Origin of the sequence: Sphingobacterium lactis, from assembly GCF_051951495.1 — a bacterium.
GTDB lineage: Bacteria > Bacteroidota > Bacteroidia > Sphingobacteriales > Sphingobacteriaceae > Sphingobacterium > Sphingobacterium lactis_A.
Genome location: NZ_JBNHAS010000006.1, coordinates 123,190 through 147,375, shown reverse-complemented (window position 1 = coordinate 147,375; position 24,186 = coordinate 123,190). Strand labels below are relative to the sequence as shown.

General features: G+C 39.5%; 24 protein-coding genes. 17 read left to right on the top strand and 7 right to left on the bottom strand.

Annotated elements, in window-relative coordinates; genetic code table 11:
* Positions 1-10: 10 nt before the first annotated feature.
* From lpxD to ACP6L2_RS17370, 6 genes are all read left to right on the top strand, one after another.
* Positions 11-1,048 carry a UDP-3-O-(3-hydroxymyristoyl)glucosamine N-acyltransferase gene (lpxD, locus tag ACP6L2_RS17395; RefSeq protein WP_440510520.1) on the top strand — a complete coding sequence of 346 codons (1,038 nt, stop codon included), beginning with the start codon at positions 11-13 and terminating at the stop codon, positions 1,046-1,048.
* 39 nt (positions 1,049-1,087) lie between these two features.
* Entirely contained in the window at positions 1,088-2,482 is a 1,395-nt protein-coding gene (locus tag ACP6L2_RS17390; RefSeq protein ID WP_440510519.1) for a bifunctional UDP-3-O-[3-hydroxymyristoyl] N-acetylglucosamine deacetylase/3-hydroxyacyl-ACP dehydratase, read from the top strand.
* 10 nt (positions 2,483-2,492) lie between these two features.
* The gene (gene lpxA / locus ACP6L2_RS17385; RefSeq protein WP_440510518.1) at positions 2,493-3,287 is read left to right on the top strand and encodes an acyl-ACP--UDP-N-acetylglucosamine O-acyltransferase; all 795 of its coding nucleotides are present in this window, start codon (positions 2,493-2,495) and stop codon (positions 3,285-3,287) included.
* Positions 3,288-3,304: 17 nt separating this feature from the next.
* Positions 3,305-3,928 carry an ABC transporter ATP-binding protein gene (locus tag ACP6L2_RS17380; protein WP_440510517.1) on the top strand — a complete coding sequence of 208 codons (624 nt, stop codon included), beginning with the start codon at positions 3,305-3,307 and terminating at the stop codon, positions 3,926-3,928.
* A 49-nt stretch (positions 3,929-3,977) separates the two neighbouring features.
* Positions 3,978-4,538: an elongation factor P gene (gene efp, locus ACP6L2_RS17375; protein ID WP_440510516.1), complete on the top strand. Its 561-nt coding sequence runs from the start codon at positions 3,978-3,980 to the stop codon at positions 4,536-4,538.
* 72 nt (positions 4,539-4,610) lie between these two features.
* Positions 4,611-5,180 (top strand): 5-formyltetrahydrofolate cyclo-ligase, encoded by a 570-nt coding sequence (locus ACP6L2_RS17370; RefSeq protein ID WP_440510515.1) that lies wholly within the window; start codon positions 4,611-4,613, stop codon positions 5,178-5,180.
* 473 nt (positions 5,181-5,653) lie between these two features.
* On the opposite strand, the gene ACP6L2_RS17365 is transcribed toward ACP6L2_RS17370, so the two are convergent.
* Positions 5,654-6,949, bottom strand: a complete 1,296-nt coding sequence (locus tag ACP6L2_RS17365; protein WP_440510590.1) for an HAD-IB family phosphatase — start codon at positions 6,947-6,949, stop codon at positions 5,654-5,656.
* Positions 6,950-6,972: 23 nt separating this feature from the next.
* Complete coding sequence (locus ACP6L2_RS17360; RefSeq protein ID WP_440510514.1) at positions 6,973-7,938, bottom strand: SDR family NAD(P)-dependent oxidoreductase; 966 nt, start codon at positions 7,936-7,938, stop codon at positions 6,973-6,975.
* 112 nt (positions 7,939-8,050) lie between these two features.
* On the opposite strand from ACP6L2_RS17360, the gene ACP6L2_RS17355 reads away from it, so the two are divergent.
* The 4 genes from ACP6L2_RS17355 to cydB all read left to right on the top strand — a co-directional run bounded on the left by ACP6L2_RS17355 (position 8,051) and on the right by cydB (position 13,159).
* A complete protein-coding gene (locus ACP6L2_RS17355) occupies positions 8,051-9,238 on the top strand; it encodes a formimidoylglutamase (protein ID WP_440510513.1) in 1,188 nt (395 codons plus the stop codon).
* A gap of 32 nt (positions 9,239-9,270) precedes the next feature.
* Positions 9,271-10,593 (top strand): DNA recombination protein RmuC, encoded by a 1,323-nt coding sequence (gene rmuC, locus ACP6L2_RS17350; RefSeq protein ID WP_440510512.1) that lies wholly within the window; start codon positions 9,271-9,273, stop codon positions 10,591-10,593.
* A gap of 145 nt (positions 10,594-10,738) precedes the next feature.
* Positions 10,739-12,076, top strand: a complete 1,338-nt coding sequence (locus tag ACP6L2_RS17345) for a cytochrome ubiquinol oxidase subunit I (protein ID WP_440510511.1) — start codon at positions 10,739-10,741, stop codon at positions 12,074-12,076.
* Between the two features lie 6 nt (positions 12,077-12,082).
* Positions 12,083-13,159: a cytochrome d ubiquinol oxidase subunit II gene (cydB, locus tag ACP6L2_RS17340; RefSeq protein ID WP_440510510.1), complete on the top strand. Its 1,077-nt coding sequence runs from the start codon at positions 12,083-12,085 to the stop codon at positions 13,157-13,159.
* A 64-nt stretch (positions 13,160-13,223) separates the two neighbouring features.
* Here cydB and ggt read toward each other — a convergent pair whose 3' ends face one another.
* Complete coding sequence (ggt, locus tag ACP6L2_RS17335; RefSeq protein WP_440510509.1) at positions 13,224-14,918, bottom strand: gamma-glutamyltransferase; 1,695 nt, start codon at positions 14,916-14,918, stop codon at positions 13,224-13,226.
* A 67-nt stretch (positions 14,919-14,985) separates the two neighbouring features.
* Here ggt and ACP6L2_RS17330 point away from each other — a divergent pair, with 67 nt between their 5' ends.
* Positions 14,986-15,744 (top strand): endonuclease/exonuclease/phosphatase family protein, encoded by a 759-nt coding sequence (locus ACP6L2_RS17330; RefSeq protein ID WP_440510508.1) that lies wholly within the window; start codon positions 14,986-14,988, stop codon positions 15,742-15,744.
* Between the two features lie 14 nt (positions 15,745-15,758).
* Here ACP6L2_RS17330 and ACP6L2_RS17325 read toward each other — a convergent pair whose 3' ends face one another.
* Complete coding sequence (locus ACP6L2_RS17325) at positions 15,759-16,085, bottom strand: nucleotide pyrophosphohydrolase (protein ID WP_440510507.1); 327 nt, start codon at positions 16,083-16,085, stop codon at positions 15,759-15,761.
* A gap of 11 nt (positions 16,086-16,096) precedes the next feature.
* Positions 16,097-16,555, bottom strand: coding sequence for a D-aminoacyl-tRNA deacylase (dtd, locus tag ACP6L2_RS17320; RefSeq protein WP_440510506.1), 459 nt, complete (start codon positions 16,553-16,555; stop codon positions 16,097-16,099).
* 212 nt (positions 16,556-16,767) lie between these two features.
* On the opposite strand from dtd, the gene ACP6L2_RS17315 reads away from it, so the two are divergent.
* The 6 genes from ACP6L2_RS17315 (at position 16,768) to ACP6L2_RS17290 (ending at position 22,063) form a co-directional block, all read left to right on the top strand.
* Positions 16,768-18,321 (top strand): response regulator, encoded by a 1,554-nt coding sequence (locus ACP6L2_RS17315; protein ID WP_440510505.1) that lies wholly within the window; start codon positions 16,768-16,770, stop codon positions 18,319-18,321.
* Between the two features lie 3 nt (positions 18,322-18,324).
* On the top strand, positions 18,325-18,735 hold the full coding sequence (gene tsaE, locus ACP6L2_RS17310) for a tRNA (adenosine(37)-N6)-threonylcarbamoyltransferase complex ATPase subunit type 1 TsaE (RefSeq protein ID WP_440510504.1): 411 nt from the start codon (positions 18,325-18,327) through the stop codon (positions 18,733-18,735).
* Between the two features lie 66 nt (positions 18,736-18,801).
* Positions 18,802-19,365 carry an RNA polymerase sigma factor gene (locus ACP6L2_RS17305; RefSeq protein ID WP_440510503.1) on the top strand — a complete coding sequence of 188 codons (564 nt, stop codon included), beginning with the start codon at positions 18,802-18,804 and terminating at the stop codon, positions 19,363-19,365.
* Positions 19,346-20,101, top strand: coding sequence for a hypothetical protein (locus ACP6L2_RS17300; protein ID WP_440510502.1), 756 nt, complete (start codon positions 19,346-19,348; stop codon positions 20,099-20,101). Before ACP6L2_RS17305 ends, ACP6L2_RS17300 begins: the two co-directional genes overlap by 20 nt.
* A 4-nt stretch (positions 20,102-20,105) precedes the next feature.
* The gene (locus ACP6L2_RS17295) at positions 20,106-20,945 is read left to right on the top strand and encodes an outer membrane beta-barrel protein (protein WP_440510501.1); all 840 of its coding nucleotides are present in this window, start codon (positions 20,106-20,108) and stop codon (positions 20,943-20,945) included.
* Between the two features lie 56 nt (positions 20,946-21,001).
* Positions 21,002-22,063: an ABC transporter ATP-binding protein gene (locus ACP6L2_RS17290; protein WP_440510500.1), complete on the top strand. Its 1,062-nt coding sequence runs from the start codon at positions 21,002-21,004 to the stop codon at positions 22,061-22,063.
* An 8-nt stretch (positions 22,064-22,071) separates the two neighbouring features.
* Here the strand turns inward: ACP6L2_RS17290 and ACP6L2_RS17285 are convergent, their stop codons facing one another.
* Together ACP6L2_RS17285 and ACP6L2_RS17280 are read right to left on the bottom strand one after the other, a co-directional pair.
* Positions 22,072-22,935: an alpha/beta hydrolase gene (locus ACP6L2_RS17285; protein WP_440510499.1), complete on the bottom strand. Its 864-nt coding sequence runs from the start codon at positions 22,933-22,935 to the stop codon at positions 22,072-22,074.
* Between the two features lie 5 nt (positions 22,936-22,940).
* Complete coding sequence (locus ACP6L2_RS17280) at positions 22,941-24,152, bottom strand: alanine dehydrogenase (protein WP_440510498.1); 1,212 nt, start codon at positions 24,150-24,152, stop codon at positions 22,941-22,943.
* Positions 24,153-24,186: the final 34 nt, after the last annotated feature.

Sequence of the window (24,186 nt, the reverse complement as noted above, 5' to 3'; positions counted from 1 at the left end):
GTATCAATTCATGCAATTTACCGCAGAACAGATAGCAAATTTACTACATGGTACCGTTGAAGGTAACCCCGAAGTGCTTGTGGACAAATTATCCAAGATTGAAGAGTCCTGTCCTTCGAGTTTAACCTTCTTATCGAATCCAAAGTATGAGCATTTTATCTATGAAATAGAAGCAGGTATCATCGTTATCAATGAGGATTTAAACTTACAGAAACCTGTAAAATCGACATTGGTGCGTGTTAAGAATGCTTATACAGCCTTTACCGAATTATTAAAACTATACGACCAACTGCGTAATGAACGTTCAGGTATAGAAGAACCTGTTTTTATTCATGAAACAGCTCAGCTTGGCGAAGGCAATTATATCGGTGCATTTACCTATATAGGGAAACAAGTAAAAATCGGTAATCAGGTGAAGATCTACCCACAGGTTTACATCGGGGATGATGTAGAAATTGGTGATGGATCGATTATTTTTCCTGGCGTAAAGATTTATAGAGACTGTAAATTAGGGAAACAGGTGATCATTCACTCGGGCACTATTGTCGGCAGTGATGGTTTTGGATTCGCCCCTCAAGAGGATGGCAGTTATTCTAAAATCCCACAGATCGGGAATGTCATCATTGAAGATTACGTGGAGATTGGCGCCAATACGGTGATTGATCGTGCTACATTAGGGTCGACAATTATTCGAAAAGGGGTTAAATTGGACAATTTAATTCAGATAGCACATAATGTTGAGGTTGGCTATAACACAGTTATCGCCGCTCAAACTGGAATATCAGGCAGTACAAAGATCGCTGAGCAAGTGGTATTAGGTGGGCAGGTAGGTGTTGTAGGCCATATCAGTATCGCCAAAGGCACGCAGGTGCAGGCGCAGTCCGGAGTAAACAAGTCTTTGAAGGAAGAGAACAAGAAATGGGGTGGTAGTCCTGCCTTCCCATATAACAACGAGTTACGCTCGCAAGTTCTCTACAGCAAGCTTCCAGAAATGGAAAGACGCATCGCGGAGCTTGAAAAGCAATTAAAAGAAAAAAATAATAGTTAACTTTACAGGATATTTTTTGCAATAACACGAATGTTAGATATGAATGTAAAACAAAGAACCATTAAATCTGATGTCCATTTTTCAGGCGTTGGGCTTCACACTGGTAAGCAAGTTAATGTAACGCTAAAGCCAGCACCTGAAAACCACTGGTACAAATTTAAAAGAACAGATTTAGATGGTCAGCCGCTTGTTAGTGTAGATGCTGACAATGTAAGCAATACAGCAAGGGGAACAACTATTTCGCAAAATGGCGCTTCAGTTAGTACAATTGAGCATTTGATGGCCGCATTAGTAGGTCTTCAACTAGACAATGTACTGATAGAAATCGATGCTCCTGAAGTTCCTATCTTAGACGGTAGCTCGGCTATTTTCGTCGAAAAGATCCAAGAGACAGGATTCGTTGATCAGGATGCTGACCGTGACTTCTTCGAAGTAACCGATAACATTCATTATACCGATCCGGAGAACAAAGTGGAAATTGTGGCTATGCCAGTGGATGGTTACCGCATCACTTGTATGATTGACTTTAATTCGCCGGTATTGGGTAGTCAACATGCATCCATCACGAATATTGAAGAGTTCAGCAAGGAGATTTCCAGCTCGAGAACCTTCTGTTTCCTACATGAATTGGAAGCATTAGTAAGCCAAAATTTGATTAAAGGTGGCGATCTATCAAATGCGATCGTTATAGTAGATAAAGAAGTAGACGAAACTGAATTGGATAAACTTCAAGGTTTATTCCATAAACGCGTAGAAGTAGCGCAAGAAGGGATATTAAACAATATTTCTTTACGCTATCAGAACGAGCCAGCACGTCACAAATTACTGGATATGATTGGTGACCTTGCTTTGGTAGGCAAGCCAATTAAGGGCCATATTATGGCGGCACGTCCAGGCCACGCAGCGAATGTTGCATTTGCAAAACGCATTAAAGCACAGATAAAGCGTGAGAAGAATAAAAAAGGGGTTAAAGTATATGACCCGAATACGCCACCAGTTTATGATACGGTACAAATCATGAACATTCTTCCGCATCGTCAGCCATTCTTAATGATTGACAAGATATTGGAACTTTCGGAGACCCATGTTATTGGATTGAAGAACGTGACGATGAATGAAGATTTATTCATGGGACACTTCCCTGGCGCACCACTATTTCCGGGTGTGCTTCAGATTGAAGCTATGGCACAAACTGGAGGAATCTTGGTATTGAATACCGTTCCTGATCCCGAAAATTGGTTGACCCTATTCTTGAAGATTGAAAACGCAAGATTCAAAAATCAAGTTGTCCCTGGGGATACTGTAATTTTCAGCTGTGAACTATTGGAACCAATCCGTCGTGGAATTGCACGTATGAAAGGTGTGGGTATGGTCGGTGATAAGGTAGTAAGCGAAGCGGAGTTAATGGCTCAAATAGTTAAAGTTAAAGGATAATTAACAGCAAATGATACAACCTTTATCATATATACATCCTGAGGCAAAAATTGCTCAGAATGTTGTCATAGAACCATTCACGACCATCCATAAGGATGTAGAGATTGGTGAAGGTACTTGGATAGGTTCAAACGTAACGATTATGAATGGAGCTAGGATCGGTAAGAACTGCCGTATCTTCCCTGGTGCAGTTATCTCGGGTGAACCGCAAGATTTAAAATTTGAAGGAGAGATCACAACTACGGAGATTGGTGATAACACCACCATCCGCGAATGTGTGACCATAAACCGCGGTACCAAAGATAGATACCGCACAGTAATTGGTAAAAATTGTCTAATTCAAGCATATAGCCACATCGCTCATGATTGTATCATAGGTGATAACTGTATATTCTCCAACTCCAGCACCTTAGCAGGACATATCACCGTAGGCGATTACGTGGTATTAGCGGGAATGGTAGCCGTTCATCAATTCTGTAAGATTGGTTCCCATGCCTTTGTAACCGGAGGTACCCTGGTACGTAAAGATGTTCCTCCTTATATCAAAGCTGCTCGTGAGCCTATTTCCTATGCCGGGATCAATTCTGTTGGTCTTCGCAGACGTGGATACAGCAATGAACAGATCAATGAAATCCAAAATATTTATCGGGTTCTATTTGTTCAACATAGTAACTTGGGAAAAGCATTGGATATCGTAGAAGCGGAGTTTGAAGCAACAGAGTTACGTGATGAAATCTTAGGTTTTGTTCGTGCTTCGAACCGAGGAGTTGTCAAAGGATTTGGACAAGGTAAATCAAGTATGTAATTCTAGGAGATTTTTATTTGAATATAATTCTACAAGATATTGGAAGAAGGTATAATCGAGAATGGATATTTCGCCATCTGGATTATACCTTTTCTTTTGGAAAGAGCTATGCTATCCTAGGTCCAAACGGGTCTGGTAAGTCCACTCTTCTCAAGGTTCTAACCGGTTCCTTAACACCAAGTGAGGGGACCATTGAATATCGTATGGAAGGCGACAAGCCGGTTGAAATAGACCAAACCTTCCAATACATCAGTTATGCTGCTCCCTATGTGGAGCTTATAGAGGAATTCACTTTAGCGGAGCACTTGGACTTTCACTTTAAATTCAAGTCTTTCCTGCCGGGATATGATTTGGAGACGGTAAAAGAGCAATTGGGATTTGCTAAGGGTGTTTTTCAAAAAGAAATCAGGCATTTTTCATCTGGCATGAAGCAACGTGTCAAGTTGGCCATGGCTTGCTGTGTCGATAGTAAGGTGTTATTTTTAGATGAACCAAGCAGTAATTTAGATAAAGCCGGCGAGAAATGGTATTTGGATTTGGTGGAGAAAACCAAGAATGACCGCGTGCTCATCATCGGGTCAAACCAGGAGCATGAATATGCCTTCTGCGATGAATATGTGGAAATTCTAAAGTACAAATAGCCATATAATCAAGGTTTTTATTATTTTTGCTGCCTATAACAATATAAATATGTCAAAAGCTTCAGAAGTTAAAAATGGAAACATTCTTCGTTTTAACGGAGAATTAGTAGCAGTAGAGGAATATATCCACCGTACTCCAGGCAACTTACGTGCTTTTTACCAAGCAAGAATGCGTAATGTAAAAACTGGTAAATTGGTTGAGTATAGATTCAGAACGGATGAGGAGGTAGAAATTGCCCGCGTAGAGACCAACGATTATCAATATTTATATGATGACGGTGACTTCTTCGTGGTGATGGACAATACATCCTACGAGCAGTTTAACATCCCAAAATTATTGTTTGGCGATGCTGCACGTTTCTTGAAGGAAGGAATGAATGTGATCGTAGCTTTTGAAAGTGATGAACCTATCATGGCGCAAACTCCAGCTACCATAGAATTGGAAATTACCTATACGGAGCCTGCAGTTAAAGGTGATACATCAACCAACGCATTGAAAAATGCAACGGTGGAAACTGGTGTGGAAATCAAAGTGCCTTTGTTCATCAACCAAGGAGATAAAGTAAAAGTAGATACACGTTCTGGTGATTACATCGAACGCGTAAAATAAAGATTTTAGGTTTAGGTTGATTACTCGGTCTTGTTAGCCCCCAAAGCTTCAAGACCGTTTTCATTCATAGACATGGAAAAAGCAAAATTAAGACAGGTATATAAGCAGAAACGCAATGAGCTAAGCTTGGAGGAGGTGAAACAGTTGGATGACCTACTCCTGGAAGAGCTGAAGGCTTATGATTGGTCTGGCATTAAATACCTGCATTGCTATTTATCCATTGAAAAATTTAAGGAATACAACACCCTACCCTTCATTGATTGGATTTGGAAACATTTCCCGGAGATAACCATTGTAATCTCGAAATCCGATTTCCAGTCCAACGAATTAACGCATTACAGCTTCTTTAAGGACACTTCTCTCGAACTGAACAGTTGGGGTATCCCTGAACCGATTGTTGCCGAGGAGATACCTCCGACGGCTATTGACGCCATCATTACACCAATGCTGGTGGTTGATATGCTTGGTAATCGCGTTGGCTATGGAAAGGGTTTTTACGACCGTTTTTTTGCTAGCTGCAAAGAAGATGTCAAGAAATTGGGCGTCAGTTATTTTCCACCCGTTGAGGCCATTGATGATATTCAAGAATGGGATATCCCCATTGACCTGGCATTTACCCCTGGAAAGACTTTTGTTTTTTAGGGAGGGGTATAGACCGCTGCGCTATGAGATGTGAGATATGAGACCGCTGCGCTATTAGATATAAGACACCAGACAACAGACTTTAGCATTACGATCAGTAATAGGAAACCTTATTTTCACGAATGTTTGTAGGGTCAATGCAGGCATCGACCGTTAAATAGCAATCAAAAGGCAATTTGTTGAGATTCCTACCGTTTATATAGTAGTACAGCTTCTGCGAGATATCCTATGCTCATTTTCAAGAACATAGATTTTGAACAGGAGTAATAAAGTAAAAAGAATCACTGTCTAAAAAGCTAGGTTCTGGTCTAAACATTATTTACTCCTAGCAAGGTCAAGTTGGTATTTCCCATTCTTTTAGAAATATCCATGAATTATTACCAACCTGATCGACCATTTAATTTGTCTACTTGAGGAATCAAGTGTCAATAGCCAGTATTAAGTAGCTTTTTAGACAAATTCTTTTTATCAAATTACTTATACAATATTCTAAACTTGATCGTGTTCTCGATCTGCTTCAATTGTTTTAACATTTTCTTGTCGTATTCGGCGTCAATATCCGTTACGGCATAGCCAATATCTCCTCTGGTCATTAGGAATTGCGAGAAAATATTAATGTTGTTTTCTGCATATACGTTGTTGATCTGTGCCATGATGCCTGGAACATTCTTATGAATGTGCAAAAGACGGTGGGCCCGGGTCAAGTTTGGTAAAGTCAAATTCGGGAAGTTACGACTCTGGTCTGTATCTCCATTATTGATGAAGTTTGCCATGCGGCGTGGAATAAATTCCGCATTGCGTTTTTTATTTTTCTTGTCATCAAAAACGACAATTCCCTTCTCATTACAGATGGCTTTGGAGATATGACCTTTTGCATCGCCAAGGAAACCTATTGTTTTTAGCTTATCCGCACGAGTTAGAACATCATCTGCTATCTTTTGGTTAGGTCCTAACAAGAGCATTCCCACATCCTTTACATATTTCTCCTCTAAAGTCTCTTTAATACGAATGGAGAAACCATCACGTTTTAAGATATGTGCCGCAATCTCTGGAACTTCTCCTACAATTAAACATAGTATGCGGTTCTTAGGATAGGAAATGGCACGTGGAAGATCATTCACATATAAAAACTCATCGAAACTTGGTGTGATATGGTCTGCCCTATCTGTTACGGATTGACGAGCAATATTTTCCGTAAAAGCGAAGAACTTCTCTATTAATCCAGATTCCTTCAATTGGAAGTCAGAGTAACCATCACCTATACCGAAGATACGACCGTTGATTTCCAACTGCTGAAGTAACTTCACTTTACCTCCCTCATCCGACAAAGGGTTCTCTTCATCATAACCAATGATATTTCCTTCCTCATCGAATTTAAAGGTGTTTGCATAGATATTTTCCTTGCGGATATGGTATTGACTCACCACGGGGGTAATAAACTCTTTAAAGCCTCCAGAAACGATCCATGCTGTATCAGAATTCTCCTTAAAGAATTCTTTGTTTCTACTGAAGGATTTAGAGACTTTCTTTTTTAATTGGCTGATCAGTTTATCCAAATGAGATCGGTTGGCCTGTAATAACTTTACACGACCAGCCAAGCTCTCACGGAAAGAGATCTTCCCTTCCATGGCAAGGTTGGTAAACCGTTCAATCTCCTGATAGATTTCCTCTTGATCTGGATGATTCTCCAAAGAAATACGAGCTAATTCGTCCAAAGCTTCGACTTGGGTAAAGGTGGAGTCGAAGTCGATGATGTAATAGTTTTTCACTGTGTATGGTTGTTTAGATTGTTTTAAGTATAATATGCTTGGCATACTTCTTCCAGGATCTGGTCCAGGGGTTTAAAGGAAACACCCAAGGTATTGACGATCTTACTGTTGTCATAAGCCAATTTACTTGTTGCTGCTCGAGCAGTTTCTCTTGTGAGTACAGGCTTCTTTCCATTCAACATGGATAAGGCTTTTGAAACTCGCCAAGCCACCGAAAGCATGATCGGTGTAGCCTTAATTATAGGTTCCGGTTTGTTCATCAGCTTGCTAATGCGCTTCAGTAATTCTCGATTAGAAATATTCTCTGAGTTCACAATAAAGCGTTGTCCAGAAATCGCACTATCCATCAATTGGATCATTACTTTCGCTACATCCTGCACATCCACAATCCCCACACTGCCTAAGGGATAGATCTTATTCCCCTTATTGACCATCTCAAAGATACTTCTCGATCCATTTTCACCTGGCCCTATTCCCATGATCACAGAAGGATTGACTATGACCGCATCTAGACCTTCGGCTATTCCGCGCCATACTTCCATTTCACTCTCATACTTCGCTAAAGCGTACTTAGAAATTCGTGGCGTATGTTCCCATTTATCGCTTTCTTTAACTGGGAGTCCTTTCTTGCTGGCCCCTAATGCTGCAATAGAACTGACATGAACCAATCTTTTCTGATGTAATAAGCAAAGATTGACGATATGCTTGGTTCCTTCCACATTGGTGTGGAACATTTGGGCGGCATCGTTTTTATGGTAGGAAATTAAGGCTGCGCAGTGATAAACCTGCCTTGCTTGAGCAACAAGTTCTTCCAACGCATAGTAATCGGTGATATCAGCATCTACCCATTGAATCAATGACGAGGCTTTCAGGTTTTCAGGTATGATGGAGCTTGACCTTTTGGTCGCGATAATGCTATGCCCCTGATCAATCAGTTGTTGTACTAATGTTGAACCTAAAAATCCAGTTCCTCCGGTAACTAAAATCACTTCCTAACTTATTGTTGAAAAATTATGTTAACCAAAAGTAAGCTAATAAATGCATATTTGCTAAATACAATAGGATATTCTCACTGAAAAATTCAGTTATTATACAATCAATATGTCATTAGCAGATTTTTTATCGCCCATCTCTCTAAAAAGCATTGGAGCTTCTACGCAGTATTACAATTCACAGTTCGGGCATTCCATACAAAAATACATCGATATCTTCCCTGATTTAGAGGATGAGTCTGAAAGACCACAAATCGCTATCATTGGTGTGGAAGAAGGCCGTTCATCCGTGAATAACAACGGTACTCAAAAAGGTCCAGATGTCGTTCGCAGGCATCTTTATGACCTTTATCAAGGTGACTATAAGGTTAGAATTGCCGACTTGGGAAATATCAAAGCTGGGGCAACTATAAAAGATACTTATGTAGCTATCAAAATGGTGATGGAAGAATTACTGAAAAAAGAGATCCTTCCAGTATTGATTGGTGGTGGTCAAGACCTAACATATGCGCAATATACTGCCTATGAGAATTTAGAACAACGGGTTGACATTGCAATCATTGACAGCAAATTTGATTTGGATCAGGACAATCCACAGGATATGCCGCTTAACTCGCATACTTACTTAAACCACATCATTCTGCATCAACCGGATTACTTGTTCAACCTGAGTAATATTGGTTATCAGACATATTTGGTGAGCAAGGAGTCCATCAATATGTATGATAAACTATTCTTCAATGCGATGCGTTTGGGTTCTTTTTCCGGCAAGCTGGATCAAGCAGAACCTATTATTCGCTCAGCGGATATGATTAGTTTCGATATTGGGGCTATTCGAGCATCTGAAGCTGGTGGTAATGCTAATGCAAGTCCAAATGGATTATATGGTGATGAGGCTTGTCAACTGGCACGCTATGCCGGTATGTCGGATAAATGTACCTCCTTTGGCATCTATGAATTTAACCCCACATTTGACCCTATGGGACAAACAGCGATGTTAATCGCACAAATGTTATGGTGTTTTGTGGATGGCTATTATAGCCGTAAAAAAGATGCACCGATGTATCCGAAGTCCAATTATATCATCTACCGTACAAGCCTAGAGGCAGAAGATTATGAATTGGTTTTTGTGAAGAGTAAGAAATCCGACCGTTGGTGGATGCAGGTTCCTTATTTTGGATCAAAATCAGTGAATGAGCGTTTCTATTTGGTTCCATGTCGATATGAAGATTATCAATTGGCTGTAAATGGTGAAATGCCTGATCTTTGGTGGAAGACACATCAGAAATTACAATAATATTCTCCTAGTGAATTAAGAGCTTTTCATTCATGGAAATCCTATACCCTATTCTTTTGTTAATAGTGACTCTGATTTGCATCTGGCTGTATGTTAGAAGCAGTAAATCAGTATCAGCCAATAGCCATGAGCAGCTCAAGCAAGCGATGCAGCTGCAACAAGTAGAATTGGCAAAGGCACAGGAAAGAGAAGCCTTGCTACAGAAAGAATGGGACAAGAGCCAATTGGCCTGGAAAGAAGAGTCTCTGGCTAGGCAGTCTATTGAACGAACCTTAGAAAGCACCAATGCTTATCTTCAAGCGCAACAGGAGAAATTTGCGGATCAAAAGTTAGAACTCCAAGCCATCAAAGCGCAGTTCAATCAAGAGTTCCAAGTATTGGCAAATAAAATATTAGAGGAAAAATCGCAGAAGTTCACCCAACTGAATCAACAACAAATTGGCTTGGTACTGGATCCCTTGAAAGAGAAGATTAAACAGTTTGAAGAACAAGTCTCCAAGACCTATCAACATGAGGCGGCAGAGCGCAATGTTTTAAAGGGCGTGGTGGAACAATTGATGCAACAGAGCGTGCAGATAAGGGATGAAGCTAATAACCTCGCTAAGGCCTTAAAAGGCGATAATAAAAAGCAGGGCAATTGGGGCGAGGTGATCCTTGAACGCGTATTGGAACGTTCGGGATTGATAAAAGGGCAGGAATATAAACTACAGGCTTCTGTTCAAGAGCAAGATGGACGAAGACTACAACCAGATGCGATTATTTTTCTTCCTGATGAGAAACACCTGATCGTAGATTCTAAACTTTCCATGATTGCCTATGAACGAGCGGTTAATGCGGATACAGAAGAAGAACGTTTGCAGTTTGGCAAACAGCATGTGCAGTCTTTAGAAAATCATATTCGGGATCTTTCCTCCAAAGATTACCATAACTTATACGGAATACACTCGCCAGACTTTGTATTAATGTTTATCCCAATTGAATCCGCACTTAGTTTAGCCATTACGGTGAAGCCGGAGCTTTTCAGTGATGCTTGGGATAGAAAAGTAGTTATTGTTAGTCCTTCTACCCTATTGGCTACTCTACGCACTATTGCCAGCGTATGGAAACAGGAACGCCAAAATCGACATGTTCTTGAAATAGCCAAGGAAGCCGGTTTACTCTATGATAAGTTTGTTGGCTTTTTAGACGACATGGAGCAGATTCAAAACCACCTACAGAAGGCCAGTAATAAGCATGAGGATGCGATGAAGAAACTTGCTGAAGGTCCAGGTAATGTGGTTCGTAAAATTGAACAATTAAAAGTTCTAGGTGCGAAAGCCAGTAAGCAAATTGGTGGTAAGTATCTAGAAGATTAATCAAGATTAGCCCCAAGCATTTGATATTTTAACCTCGAATGGCTTTATTCCATAAAATTATGGTAATAACACTATATTTATTTGATTTTCAAATGTAATGCCCTTACATTTAAGGAAAATTTCGACCACAAAACTAAAACGTCTTATGGAAGATATGATCCTCTACAATCGTCTGCAATTTGCATTTACGATTACCTTTCACTACCTCTTTCCACAACTTACCATGGGGCTTTCCTTAATGGTCGTTTATTTTAAATGGCGATTCTTAAGAACTCAAATTGTAGCTTATAACGATGCAGCGAAATTCTGGATGAAGATCTTTGCCTTGAATTTTGCGATGGGTGTCGTTACGGGTATACCTATGGAATTTCAGTTTGGAACCAACTGGGCAAAATTCTCTGAACTCACCGGTGGTATTATCGGACAGACCTTGGCGATGGAAGGTATGTTTTCCTTCTTTTTAGAGTCTTCTTTCTTGGGGATGTTCATTTTCGGAGAGAAGTTAATGGGGCAGAAAATGCATTTCTTGGCAGGCTTCATGGTATTCTTGGGTTCCTGGGCATCAGGTTACCTCATATTAGCCACACACAGTTGGATGCAGCACCCCGTCGGTTATGAGGTATTGGAAAATGGAAAGTTTGTCTTGAAGAACTTCTCTGCTTTATTCAGTAATCCATGGCTATTGCCATCTTATCTTCACAATCAGGCAGGTTCCTTAATTACCTCCGCCTTCTTTGTTTCGGCTGTTGGAGCATTTTATGTGTTGAGTAATTCGCATAAGGAATATGGCAAGCTATTCCTTAAGACTGGAGTTGTATTTGGATTAATAGCCTCAATTGTCGTTGCATTTCCTACTGGAGATTTACTAGCAAAAAATGTGGTTAAATATCAACCCGTCACCTTTGCAGCCATGGAAGGAATCTTCGAGACTGAGCATGGAGGATCTGAAATCATCCTTATCGGTCAACCCGATATGGAGAACAAAAAACTAGACAATAAAATTGCTGTACCGAATGTCCTCAGCTTCTTGACACATCAACGCTGGGATGCTACCATAAAAGGTTTAAACGAATTTGATGAGTCCATACACCCGACCAATGTACCAGGTTTATATTATGCTTATCATATTATGGCTGGCTTAGGTACTATTTTCATCGGAATTATGGTAGTTGCTACATTCCTGCTCTGGCGGAATAAGCTGTATCAAACGAATTGGGTTTTATGGATCTTGATGTTTATGATTCCCTTCCCCTACATCGCAAATACGGCTGGTTGGTATACTGCAGAACTTGGCAGACAGCCTTGGCTAGTCTATAACCTTATGCGGATGGTTGATGGGGTTTCGCCTACAGTTTCATCGGGAAACACCTTGTTCACCTTATTGGGATTCGTAGGTTTATATATTTTGTTGGGGTTATTATTCCTCATGTTGGTATTAAAGATCATTCGCAAGGGTCCTGAAGCTCCCTTCGCCTTAAAATAAACGAGTATGGAAATCTTCTGGTTTATAATCTTGGTTATTATGTTAGGGATGTATGTCATTCTCGATGGTTATGACTTTGGTGCTGGTATAGTGCACTTATTATTTGCAAAAACAGATGAGGAACGAGCAGCAATAAGAAATGCCATTGGCCCGTTCTGGGATGCTAATGAAGTTTGGCTGATTGCATCTGGGGGAGTTTTATTCTTTGCCTTTCCTACTTTATATGCTTCGGCATTTAGTGGCTTCTATTTGCCCTTGATGCTGGTGTTGTGGTTCCTGATCTTCCGAGCCATTGGTTTGGAATTGAGAGGACAATTACATAACAGGCTATGGGAGCGGTTTTGGGAAAAAGCGTTTGGAGTAGCTAGTTTATGCTTGGCCCTATTTTTTGGTGCTGCCCTTGGAAATGTTGTCCGAGGAGTCAACTTAGGTATGGTTGAAAATGGCATATCCACACAAGAAGGGCATTATTTCTTCCTGCAGTTATGGAATCCGACATTGGATCCCTTAGCAGAATCACATGGTATAATTGATTGGTTCACTATCCTACTGGGTATTGTTTCAGTTATAACCCTTACGATTCATGGGGCCAATTGGATTATCCTTAAAACCTCTTCGACTATCAATAACAGATTGAAATCCATTATTTTCAAACTGAATATTGTGCTCTGTGTTCTGGTTATTCTAACCGCAGCCTTATGGCAATACGTAAAGCCCTTTCCATTGAACAATCTAATAGATCATGCTTGGTTATGGATATTTCCGCTAATTGCTGCCGTTGGTCTAATTGGGCAGTTCTGGATACATAAATTCAAGAAGGATGGAATGGGATTCCTTTTCTCCTGTTTGTTTATTATGGGTAGTTTCGCAAGTACGGTAGCATCCTTATTCCCAAATGTATTACCTTCTACAAATTCTGTAAATCCATCTCTCACGATCTACAATGTAGCAGCTCATGAATATGGATTATCGGTAGGAATGAATTGGTTTATCATTGCCTTTATCCTGGTTGTCATTTACTTCATTATTCAATTCCGCGTATTCAAAGGAAAGCTGGATGATGTTGGATATGGTGATCACTAATAATATAAAAAGGGGATAAGAATTGGCTACTTATCCCCTTTTTTATCAATCCTAATTCTTAGGATTAATATCCAGCAGCTTTATCATCTCCTCGATGATCTGCTCCAGTTTGTTTTCTACCATTTGGAAGAATCACGATATTTTCCACGCGCCCAATAGGTCCACGTTTATTTAGTTTATAACCATCTTCTGTTAAGCTAACACGGGTTAAGGAGTCAATTGCCTTAGCCTCTACATCGATTACATCAGGTTTCCACTGATGGTGAAAACGAGCAGCACTTACAGATTCCTGAGCTGTCATACCGAATTCCAAAACATTCAATATGGTTTGGAATACCGAAGTGATAATGGTAGAACCTCCAGGAGTACCTACCACCATTTTCAATTTTCCGTTCTCTTCAATAATGGTTGGTGTCATGGCACTCAACATTCTTTTTCCAGGTTCGATGGAATTTGCTTTTCCACCTAACAAACCATACATATTTGGTGTTCCAGGTTTAACGGAGAAGTCATCCATTTCATTGTTCAATAAGAATCCTGCACCATCAACCCAAACACAAGAACCATAAGAACCATTGATGGTGGTCGTTAATGAAACAGCATTTCCATCCTTATCCACAATACTGTAATGTGTGGTTTGTTCTGATTCATATCCAGGGAATTTAGCTGCTTTAACCGCATCACTTGGTGTAGCTTTAGCCAAGCTAACCTTAGCCATACGCTCTTGGTTAAATTTAGCATCCATTAAATTGGCTACCGGAACACGATAGAAATCAGGATCACCTAAGTGCGTAGCACGGTCAGCGTAAATACGACGCTCAGCTTCTACCATTGCACGAACCGTACTGTCCTTTTGGAATCCCCATTTAGCCAATGGATACTTTTCTACTGACTGTAATAAAGCCATGAGTGCAACACCTCCTGATGAAGGTGGAGGCATGGAAATAACCTTATAATTTTTATACATTCCAACTATTGGAGCACGCCAAATAGCTTGGTAATCTTCCAAATCCTTATGGCTGATAATACCATTGCCACGCTTCATTTCAGCAACTATATAATCGGCTGTTTTTCCTTTATAAAAACCATCACGACCTTGTTCGGCAATTCGGGTTAAGGTTTCTGAAAGTTCCTTTTGTACAAATACATCCCCAGCCTTCCATTCTTTATCCTGAATGATAGCAGCCCCATTGGGATTGAACTTTTGGAACCTAGCTTTATATCGATTGAATTCACCAGCTTGTTGATCCGTAATTTCAAATCCTTTTGCTGCCAAATCAATGGCAGGTTGCACCAATTCCTTCCAGCTTAGGCTACCATATTTTTTATGTGCTTCATCCATTCCTGCAACAGAGCCCGGAACACCAGAAGCCAACTGACCATAAAGACTTAAATCCGTAATGGGATTGCCCTCTTTATCCAAATACATATCACGAGATGCAGCACCTGGAGCTTTCTCACGGAAGTCTAAGGAATTCACTTCCCCATCCTTACCACGGTACACTAAAAAGCCACCGCCACCTAAGTTCCCAGCATTGGGATAGACTACGGCTAAGGCAAATTTCACAGCAATAGCAGCATCTATTGCATTCCCCCCTTTTTTCAAAATATCCACACCTACGTTGGATGCTATTGGGTGGGCAGTAACTACCGCACCATGCTCATATTCTTGTACTGCAGTTCCAGACTGTTGCTTGACAGAACAAGAACCAAGAAGTAAAAATAAGCTTACAATATAGATTAAGTTCGGTTTTTTCATGAGGTTAAAGATAATAAGTTTGGAATTATTAGCTGAATATATTTAACTTCATTCAAATTTTAAATTTATGCGCAAACTATTCCTCCTATTAGCTGTATTATTTTCGATTAGCTTACAAGCTCAGACAGTCAGAATTCTGACCTATAACATTCACCATGCTAATCCACCTTCAAAACCTAACTTCATTGACTTGCCGGCAATAGCAAAAGTTATTAATGATGCCAAAGCAGATATTGTAGGTATTCAAGAAGTAGACATCAACGTAAGCCGTTCAGAAATGGTCAACCAAGCAGAGAAATTAGCTGAGCTAACCGGCATGGAATATTACTTTTCCAAAGGCATCAATTTGGAGAAAGGTTATTATGGAACCTTGATTTTAAGCAAACATAAAATAGTTGGAAAACGTCGTTATGACCTTCCCATGCCTGTTCAAAGTGAGAACCGTTCTTTAGCAATAGTAGATGTGGAATTACCTGGAGGGAAAACAATCTCTTTAGCCAATACGCATTTAGATTTAAAACCTGAAAACCGAATAGCCCAAGCGGAATTTATCAATGAATTAGGGGAATTGTATAGTAAACCATTGATTTTTGTTGGCGACTTAAATGCTAAGCCAGATTCTGAGCCCATCAAGATATTGGAGAAATATTTCGTTAGAAATACCAAAACAAATAAACCCACTTCACCGAATGTCAATCCAAGAAATGAGATTGATTACATCATGGTGTTGAAGAATCAGAAATTCGAGTGGAAAAGTTATTCTGTGATCAATGAAAGCTATGCTTCTGATCACTTACCGTTACTAGCAGAAATCACCTTCAAATAAGAGAAGGTGATTTCTTAACGAAGCTTCTCGTTATTTTTATGCCTTTCGCTATCGCGAAGGGTTTTCTTTTGCAGGTTTTTAGCCAAAGCATCCGTTAGGTTAATCCCTGTTTGGTTGGCCAGGCAGATTAATACAAAAAGCACATCTGCCATTTCATCGGCTAGGTTTACCTCTTCATCCGATTTTTTAAAAGACTGCTCGCCATATTGTCTAGCCATGATTCTGGCAACTTCACCGACCTCTTCCATGAGCATGGCTGTATTTGTAAGCTCATTAAAATATCGAACTCCGTTGCTCTTAATCCATTTATCGACGATCTCTTGCGCTTCTTGTATGGTCATAAATTAGTTTGTTAAAAATTATCTTTATCCTTGGTATTCATAATGATGGTTACTGGTCCATCATTTAGTAAATCAATCTTCATATCTCCGCCAAAAACACCCATCTGTACTTCCTTTCTTATTAAATCAGATAACATTTGACCCATTTCCAGGTACATCGGCTTGGCAATATCTGGTTTACCAGCGCGAATAAAGGAAGGTCTATTTCCCTTTTTAGTTTGTGCAAACAAGGTAAATTGTGAAATCAATAAAATATTTCCAGCTACATCCTGAATGGACTTATTCATTAAGCCTTGTTCGTCAGAAAAGATACGTAAGTTCACTATTTTCTGTGCTAACCAAGTCATATCATCCTTGATATCTGACTCCTCCACGCCTAAAAGAATGACAAATCCCTGTTCAATTTTCCCTGTTATAGCACCTTCTACTGTACAAGAAGCATGTGTTACTCGTTGAATTACTGCTCGCATGAGGGTAAAAGTAAAAAGTATCTTCTTACTCTACAAATAACACAGCATACTGAAAATCCTTTTATGCGAAATGCAAACTTCCCTGCTAATTAAATTTATTTTTTATTAACAAAGATTAGCAGGAATATGGCATCACTTCGAACAAAAACTACAATTCTACACCTTACTTAAGCAGAAAGCTGTAAATTAGCTGAATTAGTTGGGATAAATTCATGCAGAAAATACATATACTTTGGGCAGATGACGAAATTGAGTTCTTAAAACCTCATATTTTGTTATTGGAACAAAAGGATTACAAGGTCAAAACGGTAAATAATGGAGCTGATGCGGTAGAAGCATTTCAGCGTGAGCCTTTTGACTTGGTGTTTTTAGATGAAAATATGCCTGGCTTAACCGGGTTGGAGACCTTAAGTAAGTTAAAGTCCATCAATCCATCCATCCCGACAGTATTGGTAACCAAAAATGAAGAAGAGCATCTGATGGAAGAAGCCATAGGCGCTAAAATTGATGATTACCTGATTAAACCTGTCAATCCAAAACAGATCTTGTTGACCATTAAGAAATTCACAGAGAACAAACGCCTGGTCTCTGAAAGAACATCCATGGCCTATCAACAAGACTTCCGACAATTGGGAATGCGGATGAATGAAAACCTAGACTTTACCCAATGGGTGGATGCCTATAAAAAACTTCTTTATTGGGAATTATCCTTAGAAAAACTAGAAGATGCGGGCATGCATGAAATCTTAACCATGCAGAAGTCTGAGGCTAATCTCCTCTTTTCTAAATTCATTGAGAAGGAGTACCTCCGATGGCTAAAGAATCCAGAAGAGGGCCCAACCTTATCTCACCAATTGTTTAAGAAAAAGGTATTCCCAAAACTAGAAGCTGATCGACCGACTTTCTTCTTCCTGATCGATAACCTGCGTTATGATCAATGGAAGGTAATCAATGAGGTTTTGACGGATTATTATCGCTTGGAGGAAGAAGACAGTTACTACAGTATCCTTCCAACAGCAACCCAATATGCCCGAAATGCCATCTTCTCCGGATTAACTCCCTTAGAAATGGAAAAGCGTTTTCCAAAGGAATGGCAGAATGATGATGAGGAGGGCGGAAAGAACTTGCACGAGGATGTATTCTTAGCTGACCAGATCAAAAGACTATACCGCCGCGACATCAAGCATAGCTATACGAAAGTGATTACCTTAGAGCAAGGCAAAGACGTGTTAGAAAATATCAATAAGCATATGCAAATTGATCTGAATGTCTTTGTTTATAATTTCGTAGATATGCTATCGCATGCACGTACGGATATGGCAATGATTCGTGAACTAGCAAATGATGAAGCAGCATACAGATCCCTAACATTATCATGGTTTGAACACTCACCCTTATTGGAAGTGTTGAAATGGTTAGCACAAAGACAAGTTCGTGTGATTATCACAACTGACCATGGTACTATCCGCGTAAAAAAACCAAGTAAGATTATTGGTGATCGTAATACGAATACTAACCTAAGGTATAAACAGGGTAAGAACTTAAACTACATTGATAAGGACGTATTTGTTGTAAAAAACCCATTGGAAGCACAACTACCACGTATCCATGTGAGCTCAAGCTTTGTCTTTGCCAAGGAGGACACCTACTTTGTCTATCCAAACAATTACAACCATTTCGTAAATTACTTTAATGGCACCTTTCAGCATGGCGGAATCAGCCTTGAGGAAATGATTATCCCATTTATTACATACATCCCGAAATAAACCATGGAATTTGTAGCAGCAAGCCTCGCAGATTTACCTGCAGCTGCAGATTGGTTGCTTGAACAGTCTGCAGAAAAACGTGTATTTATATTCAAGGCCCCTATGGGAGCTGGAAAGACGAGCTTTATCAAGGTTATCTGCAGTCAATTGGGCGTAATGGACGCCACATCTAGCCCTACTTTTTCGATTGTTAATGAATACGAATCAGCAAATGGTCCGGTTTATCATTTTGACTTCTATCGTTTAAAAGATGAACAAGAAGCATTCGATTTAGGCTATGAGGAATACTTTTATTCAGGTGATTATTGCTTTGTAGAATGGCCTGAGAAAATCCCTAACCTTATTCCTGACGATGCAGTAGAAGTAAATATCACTGTAGATGAAGATCTTAAGCGACACATTCAAATAAATTAATCTTTTTTTTCTTTTTGATGCAACCCATCTTGGCTCAGTTGCGTCTTACTATTAAACCGAACACAATTGGAGCCGATACAACTACATAAATTATGGATAGATTGCTTAGCGAATGACCGCAAAGCGCAATCGGAGTTGTATCGATATTTTGCTTCCAAGATGTATGCTGTCTGCTTGCGTTATGCAGAAAATAGTGAAGCGGCACAGGATATATTACAGAACGGATTTATAAAAGTCTTTGGGCGAGCTAAGGATTACTCTGGTACAGGTTCTTTAGAGGGATGGATCAGACGTATAATGCTGAATACAGCCATAGAACACTACCGCAAAAACAAAAACTTGATCTTTCAGACAGACAGTCTCAGTGACCGTGATTTTGAAAGTACATCAAGCAGCAGCTTACAGCATTTGAATTATAAGGATTTATTAGCCTTGGTTCAAGAACTTCCTTTGGGTTATAGGACAATATTTAACCTATATGCCATCGAAGGATATAATCATAAGGAAATTGCCGAAATGTTGGATATCAGTGAAGGCAATTCTAAATCACAACTTTCAAGAGCGAGGCAATCGCTGAAAGAAAGAATCATGAAATTGGAGGAAATAACAGATGAAAGATCAAGATTTTGATAAGTTATTCTCAGACAAACTAAAGGATTTTGAAGAAAATCCACCTGAAGGTCTTTGGGACAATATTGAAGCGTCCTTAAATAAGGAAACGAAAGAAAAGCCCGTAAAACGCATGCCTTGGTTTATCCTAAGTATGGCTGCTGCTTTGCTCTTGGCATTTGGAATCTCCTTAAAAATATTCCTAAATAAGGACACCAATGTCATTAAGGAAGAAAAGATCATTGCAAGTGTTCCTAAGGAGACTGTTGAAACCGAAGAAATGCAAATAGAACCTTCAAATGAGAATGAAAAAGTAAGTAGCGAGCAACAAATATCAAAGAAATTAGAAAATTCAGAAGCACATACAAAGCAGGTTCAAGTAGCTGCGAATAGAAATGAAGAAAGAAATACAATTTCTAGTCAAGATATTCAGACAGCTGCAGTACAGGAACAAGTTATAGCTGAAGTTTCTGAACCTGTAAGGTCAATTGATCTAGAAACAGAAGAACAGTTTGTGGCCAATGTACCTGAATTAGAAAATAAAACATTGGTGCAAACAGCACAGGTGAAGATCGAAGACCATATTCATCAAGAGGCTGCTCCAAGTAAAAAGAATAAACAGGGTCTCTTTGTTCGGGTACTAAATAACCTCGCTGAGAATATCGTTATACTAGATAAGGATGTTCGACTAACGGAAGATGAAGAAGGGACATGGAATCTTAACATTAAAAACAGTATTGCTAAAACTAGAAATTAACCATATGAAAATTAAATTTTTACTACCCGCTATCGCGTTCCTATTCGTAGGATTGCAAGCAGCAAATAGCCAAGAAAATAAAACAAAAGAGGAGAATAAGGAAGGAACTGCTGGACAAGATGGTAAAGCTGGCAAAAAGAAATCTGCTGATATCAGTATAAATTTTGGAAAGGATGATAAGTCGGATACATTAGATAATGAAAATAAAAAAATCCGTTACCCACGTTCTTTTGGAGGTATTACTTTCACACGAGTGGATTGGGGATTCTCCAGATTATCAGATGAGGGAAGTTTCACCTTATCGGATGACAACCAATTTATGAGCTATAAAAAATCTTCTAACTTTGGCTTTGATGTAGCACAATATGGTATCCGCTTTACAGATCGATTTAAGGTGTATCTATCTGCAGGATTTGAATGGAACTATTGGAGATTGAAAAATGATGTGTTGTTATTGCAAGATCAAACGCCTATACAGACAGAAGATTTAGATCCTGATGGTAATTTCAAAAAGAATGTATTTACTTCGACTTACTTGCGTCTACCACTTACCTTCGAATTGCGTTCTCATAAGCTGAATAATGGCAAGCGTGTTAAACTAGCATTTGGAGCAATGACAGGCGTATTATTGAAAGGAACACAACGCTTAAAAAGCGATAAATATGGCAAACAAAAGTTCAAGGATACTTACAACCTTCAAACATTCCAATACGGTCCTTTTGTCCGTCTAGGATATGATAACTTTGGAATATTTGCCAAATACTATATGAATGACTTATTTGAAAAGAGTCCGGAACAAGAGAATTTAAGAAACTTAGCCTTTGGTCTTACCTTAGGATTTTAAGAAAGTGAATTGTAAAACGTATTTTTGTGTCGGGTTCTAAAGGCCCGACATTTTTTATGGGCAAACAAGCTAACTCCTGTCAATATATATTTTCCGATGTTCAACAACCTGATCTACCTTTAATACACGGTAAGGACTTATCCTGCGTATTTGAAGGCAATGTGACGGTCACAGCGGTTGATCGTGTAAACTTTGGCATTGAGGAAGGCAAGATTACAGCTATCATTGGAGAATCTGGCAGTGGCAAGAGTACGCTATTGAAATTGATTTATGGTTTACTGGAGCCCGCAGAGGGGGAAGTTCGCTATCGTGGCTGGTTAGTACCAACCCGTAAGGATAAACTAATCCCAGGTCATGATGCCATGAAATTAGTATCACAAGGATTTGATGACTTAAATCTTTATGCTAAAGTCTGGGATAATGTGGCCTCACAACTCTCTAATACCAATCTTGAATTAAAGAGAACTAAGACTCAAGAAACACTAGAGCGCTTGCGAATTGATCACCTGGCACAGAAACGTGTAGCCGATTTAAGTGGTGGAGAGAAACAACGCGTGGCGATAAGTAGAGCTTTGATTAATGACCCTGAAGTCTTGTTAATGGATGAGCCCTTCAATCAAGTTGATGCTGCATTTCGAGATGAGCTACAACAGGATATTCAACAAATTGTTAAAGACACTGGATTAACCGTCATCTTGGTTTCGCATGATCCGGCTGAGGTATTGGCGATGGCAGACAAGCTGATTGTTATGAAACAAGGCCGCATTGCCGATGCAGGAGATCCGCATGCCCTATACAACTGGCCACACCATCCTTATACTGCACGTCTATTAGCGAAAAGCAATATCCTCAAAGCCGAACAGGCAAGATTAATTGGTATTGAAACCAATCACCCGATAGCTATTTTACAAGAAGACATTCAAGTGGAAGCCAATTTAAATGGCGAATATTGGATAAAGGAAATTCGATTTCGAGGGTTCTACAATGAATTGATTCTAGGCAATGATAACATAACGCTGCATCAGATTCAATTTCCAAAACTAGAATTACCCAAAAATACCCGAATTGATATTCGTATCAATGCTTACCATATTTTTGAATCCTATTCAGAAGATTAGTAGAGTTTCTATTTTTGAGTATCAAGCCATTTTATCATGGCCGCAAACCAATCCACATCACTGGTTTTGTTTTTGAGTCCAAAGCCATGGCCACCCAGCTCATAAGTAAGCAACTCATTTGGGATCTTAAACTTATCTAAAGAAGCTTTATAACGATACGTATTCTCAATAGGCACGGTCTTATCGTCCTTGGCACTCATCAAAAAAGTAGGAGGTGTTTTTTTGGACACTTGCTTTTCCATGGAAAATAAGTCAGTATCAATAGAAGTAGCTTGAGGTCCAATAAGATTTTGTTTAGAGCCTTGATGGGTAATACCATCCTCCATACTAATTACGGGATAACAAAGTACAGAAATATCAGGCTGTAAATCGGAAGCCTTAGCCCCTTTAATGGTGAAACGTTTAGCAAAATTGGATAATGTAGCAGCCAAATGTCCTCCAGCAGAAAAACCTATAACAGCCAATCTCTTTTTAGGAAACTGTTTCCGAATCAACAGCATGGCTTGCTGCGCATCCTGCAATGGACCAAAGCGTTTATCGATCATTGTTTCTTTCTTAGGCAAGCGATAATCCAATACATAGGCTGCATAACCTAGGCTCTCAAATCGTTTTGCCACGTCATGTCCCTCATGATTAATCGCAACTCGGCTATATCCTCCACCAGGAATAACTAAAAACACAATATCTTTTGCAGCTTTATCGACATCTGTATAAACGAATAGCTTAGGTTTATCTTTTTCCTCTAATTCTGCTTGCTTCTTTGTAGATCCAGGAATTTCATCTGCAGAATATAAATAGTGCATCTGCCCCTTTTCCTGTGCTATCGCATGTATCGTCATTATACTCATTAAAATTATCAGGAACTGCTTCATAGGTTTTATAGGTTAGCCATTACAATCAGGTTGAGGTCCTTACATGGCAAGTTAAATTTATCGCTCATATCCTTATTGGTCAAATTACCATGATACAAGTAAATCGCACTGCGAATACCTTGATTGGCCCAGATCATATTGTTCATACCCCCAGACTCCCCTATTTCCAATAAGATTGGTGTAAATATATTTGTTAAAGCATAAGTAGCGGTACGTGCAACCCGAGAAGCAATATTCGGAACACAATAATGTATAACATCGTATTTTTTAAATACCGGTTTATCGTGATTAGTCACTTCCGAAGTCTCAAAACAACCACCTTGATCAATACTGACATCGATCAATACCGAATTAGGCTTCATCTTCGAGACAGTATCTTCAGAAATTAGACAAGGCGTTCTACCATTCTTTGCTCGTACAGCACCGATTACCACATCACAGGATTTTACGGCTTTATTCAATACAATAGGTTGTATTATTGAGGTAAACACGCGACTGCCTACATTACTTTGCAAACGTCTTAATCGATATACTGAACTATCAAAGACCTTCACTTGTGCTCCCAATGCTATTGCTGTTCTAGCAGCAAACTCACCAACAGTACCTGCTCCGATAATAACCATTTCTGTAGGAGGAACTCCTGTTACACCACCCAACATCAAACCCTTCCCATCAAACACATTGGATAAATATTCTGCCGCAATCAATACGGATGTAGCACCTACAATCTCACTCATAGCACGAACAACCGATAAATGACCACCCTCATCCTGCAAATACTCAAAGGACAAAGCTGTAACTTGTTTTTTCATCAATGCTTTCAACACATCTAAATCCATGAGACTAGGCTGTTGAGAACTAAAGAGTACTTGGCGGTTCTTCATCATCTCCACTTCCTGCATGGTAGGGCTGGAAACTTTGATTACTATATCTGCTTGGAAGACCTCTTTTTTGTCATAAACAATTTGCGCCCCTTGTTCGCTATAGTGGTGATCCAAAAAGTTAGAAGCTTTCCCGGCATCATGTTCTAAAATAACCCGATGACCATTCTCTAGTAATAATCCTACAGATAATGGTGTTAATGCAATTCTATTTTCTTGAAAGGAGCTTTCCTTGGGTATGCCGATGGTTAATTGACCTTTTTTCTTTCCTCTGCTTAGTAGTGCTTCCTGGGGTTGTAAGACACCTTCTTGAGCTAATTTGGACACATTTATCATTTACACAAAAAATAAGTTAAGTTAAAAATACACA

Bases quoted from the DNA above. Each gene is read 5' to 3' on its own strand.
- ACP6L2_RS17345 (WP_440510511.1), top strand. From the start codon at position 10,739: ATGGAAGATATGATCCTCTACAATCGTCTGCAATTTGCATTTACGATT.
- ggt (WP_440510509.1), bottom strand. From the start codon at position 14,918: ATGAAAAAACCGAACTTAATCTATATTGTAAGCTTATTTTTACTTCTT.
- ACP6L2_RS17280 (WP_440510498.1), bottom strand. From the start codon at position 24,152: ATGATAAATGTGTCCAAATTAGCTCAAGAAGGTGTCTTACAACCCCAG.
- ACP6L2_RS17370 (WP_440510515.1), top strand. From the start codon at position 4,611: ATGGAAAAAGCAAAATTAAGACAGGTATATAAGCAGAAACGCAATGAG.
- ACP6L2_RS17355 (WP_440510513.1), top strand. From the start codon at position 8,051: ATGTCATTAGCAGATTTTTTATCGCCCATCTCTCTAAAAAGCATTGGA.
- rmuC (WP_440510512.1), top strand. From the start codon at position 9,271: ATGGAAATCCTATACCCTATTCTTTTGTTAATAGTGACTCTGATTTGC.
- ACP6L2_RS17300 (WP_440510502.1), top strand. From the start codon at position 19,346: ATGAAAGATCAAGATTTTGATAAGTTATTCTCAGACAAACTAAAGGAT.
- tsaE (WP_440510504.1), top strand. From the start codon at position 18,325: ATGGAATTTGTAGCAGCAAGCCTCGCAGATTTACCTGCAGCTGCAGAT.
- lpxD (WP_440510520.1), top strand. From the start codon at position 11: ATGCAATTTACCGCAGAACAGATAGCAAATTTACTACATGGTACCGTT.
- ACP6L2_RS17290 (WP_440510500.1), top strand. From the start codon at position 21,002: ATGGGCAAACAAGCTAACTCCTGTCAATATATATTTTCCGATGTTCAA.
- ACP6L2_RS17330 (WP_440510508.1), top strand. From the start codon at position 14,986: ATGCGCAAACTATTCCTCCTATTAGCTGTATTATTTTCGATTAGCTTA.
- cydB (WP_440510510.1), top strand. From the start codon at position 12,083: ATGGAAATCTTCTGGTTTATAATCTTGGTTATTATGTTAGGGATGTAT.
- ACP6L2_RS17325 (WP_440510507.1), bottom strand. From the start codon at position 16,085: ATGACCATACAAGAAGCGCAAGAGATCGTCGATAAATGGATTAAGAGC.
- efp (WP_440510516.1), top strand. From the start codon at position 3,978: ATGTCAAAAGCTTCAGAAGTTAAAAATGGAAACATTCTTCGTTTTAAC.
- dtd (WP_440510506.1), bottom strand. From the start codon at position 16,555: ATGCGAGCAGTAATTCAACGAGTAACACATGCTTCTTGTACAGTAGAA.
- ACP6L2_RS17390 (WP_440510519.1), top strand. From the start codon at position 1,088: ATGAATGTAAAACAAAGAACCATTAAATCTGATGTCCATTTTTCAGGC.
- lpxA (WP_440510518.1), top strand. From the start codon at position 2,493: ATGATACAACCTTTATCATATATACATCCTGAGGCAAAAATTGCTCAG.
- ACP6L2_RS17295 (WP_440510501.1), top strand. From the start codon at position 20,106: ATGAAAATTAAATTTTTACTACCCGCTATCGCGTTCCTATTCGTAGGA.
- ACP6L2_RS17315 (WP_440510505.1), top strand. From the start codon at position 16,768: ATGCAGAAAATACATATACTTTGGGCAGATGACGAAATTGAGTTCTTA.
- ACP6L2_RS17285 (WP_440510499.1), bottom strand. From the start codon at position 22,935: ATGAAGCAGTTCCTGATAATTTTAATGAGTATAATGACGATACATGCG.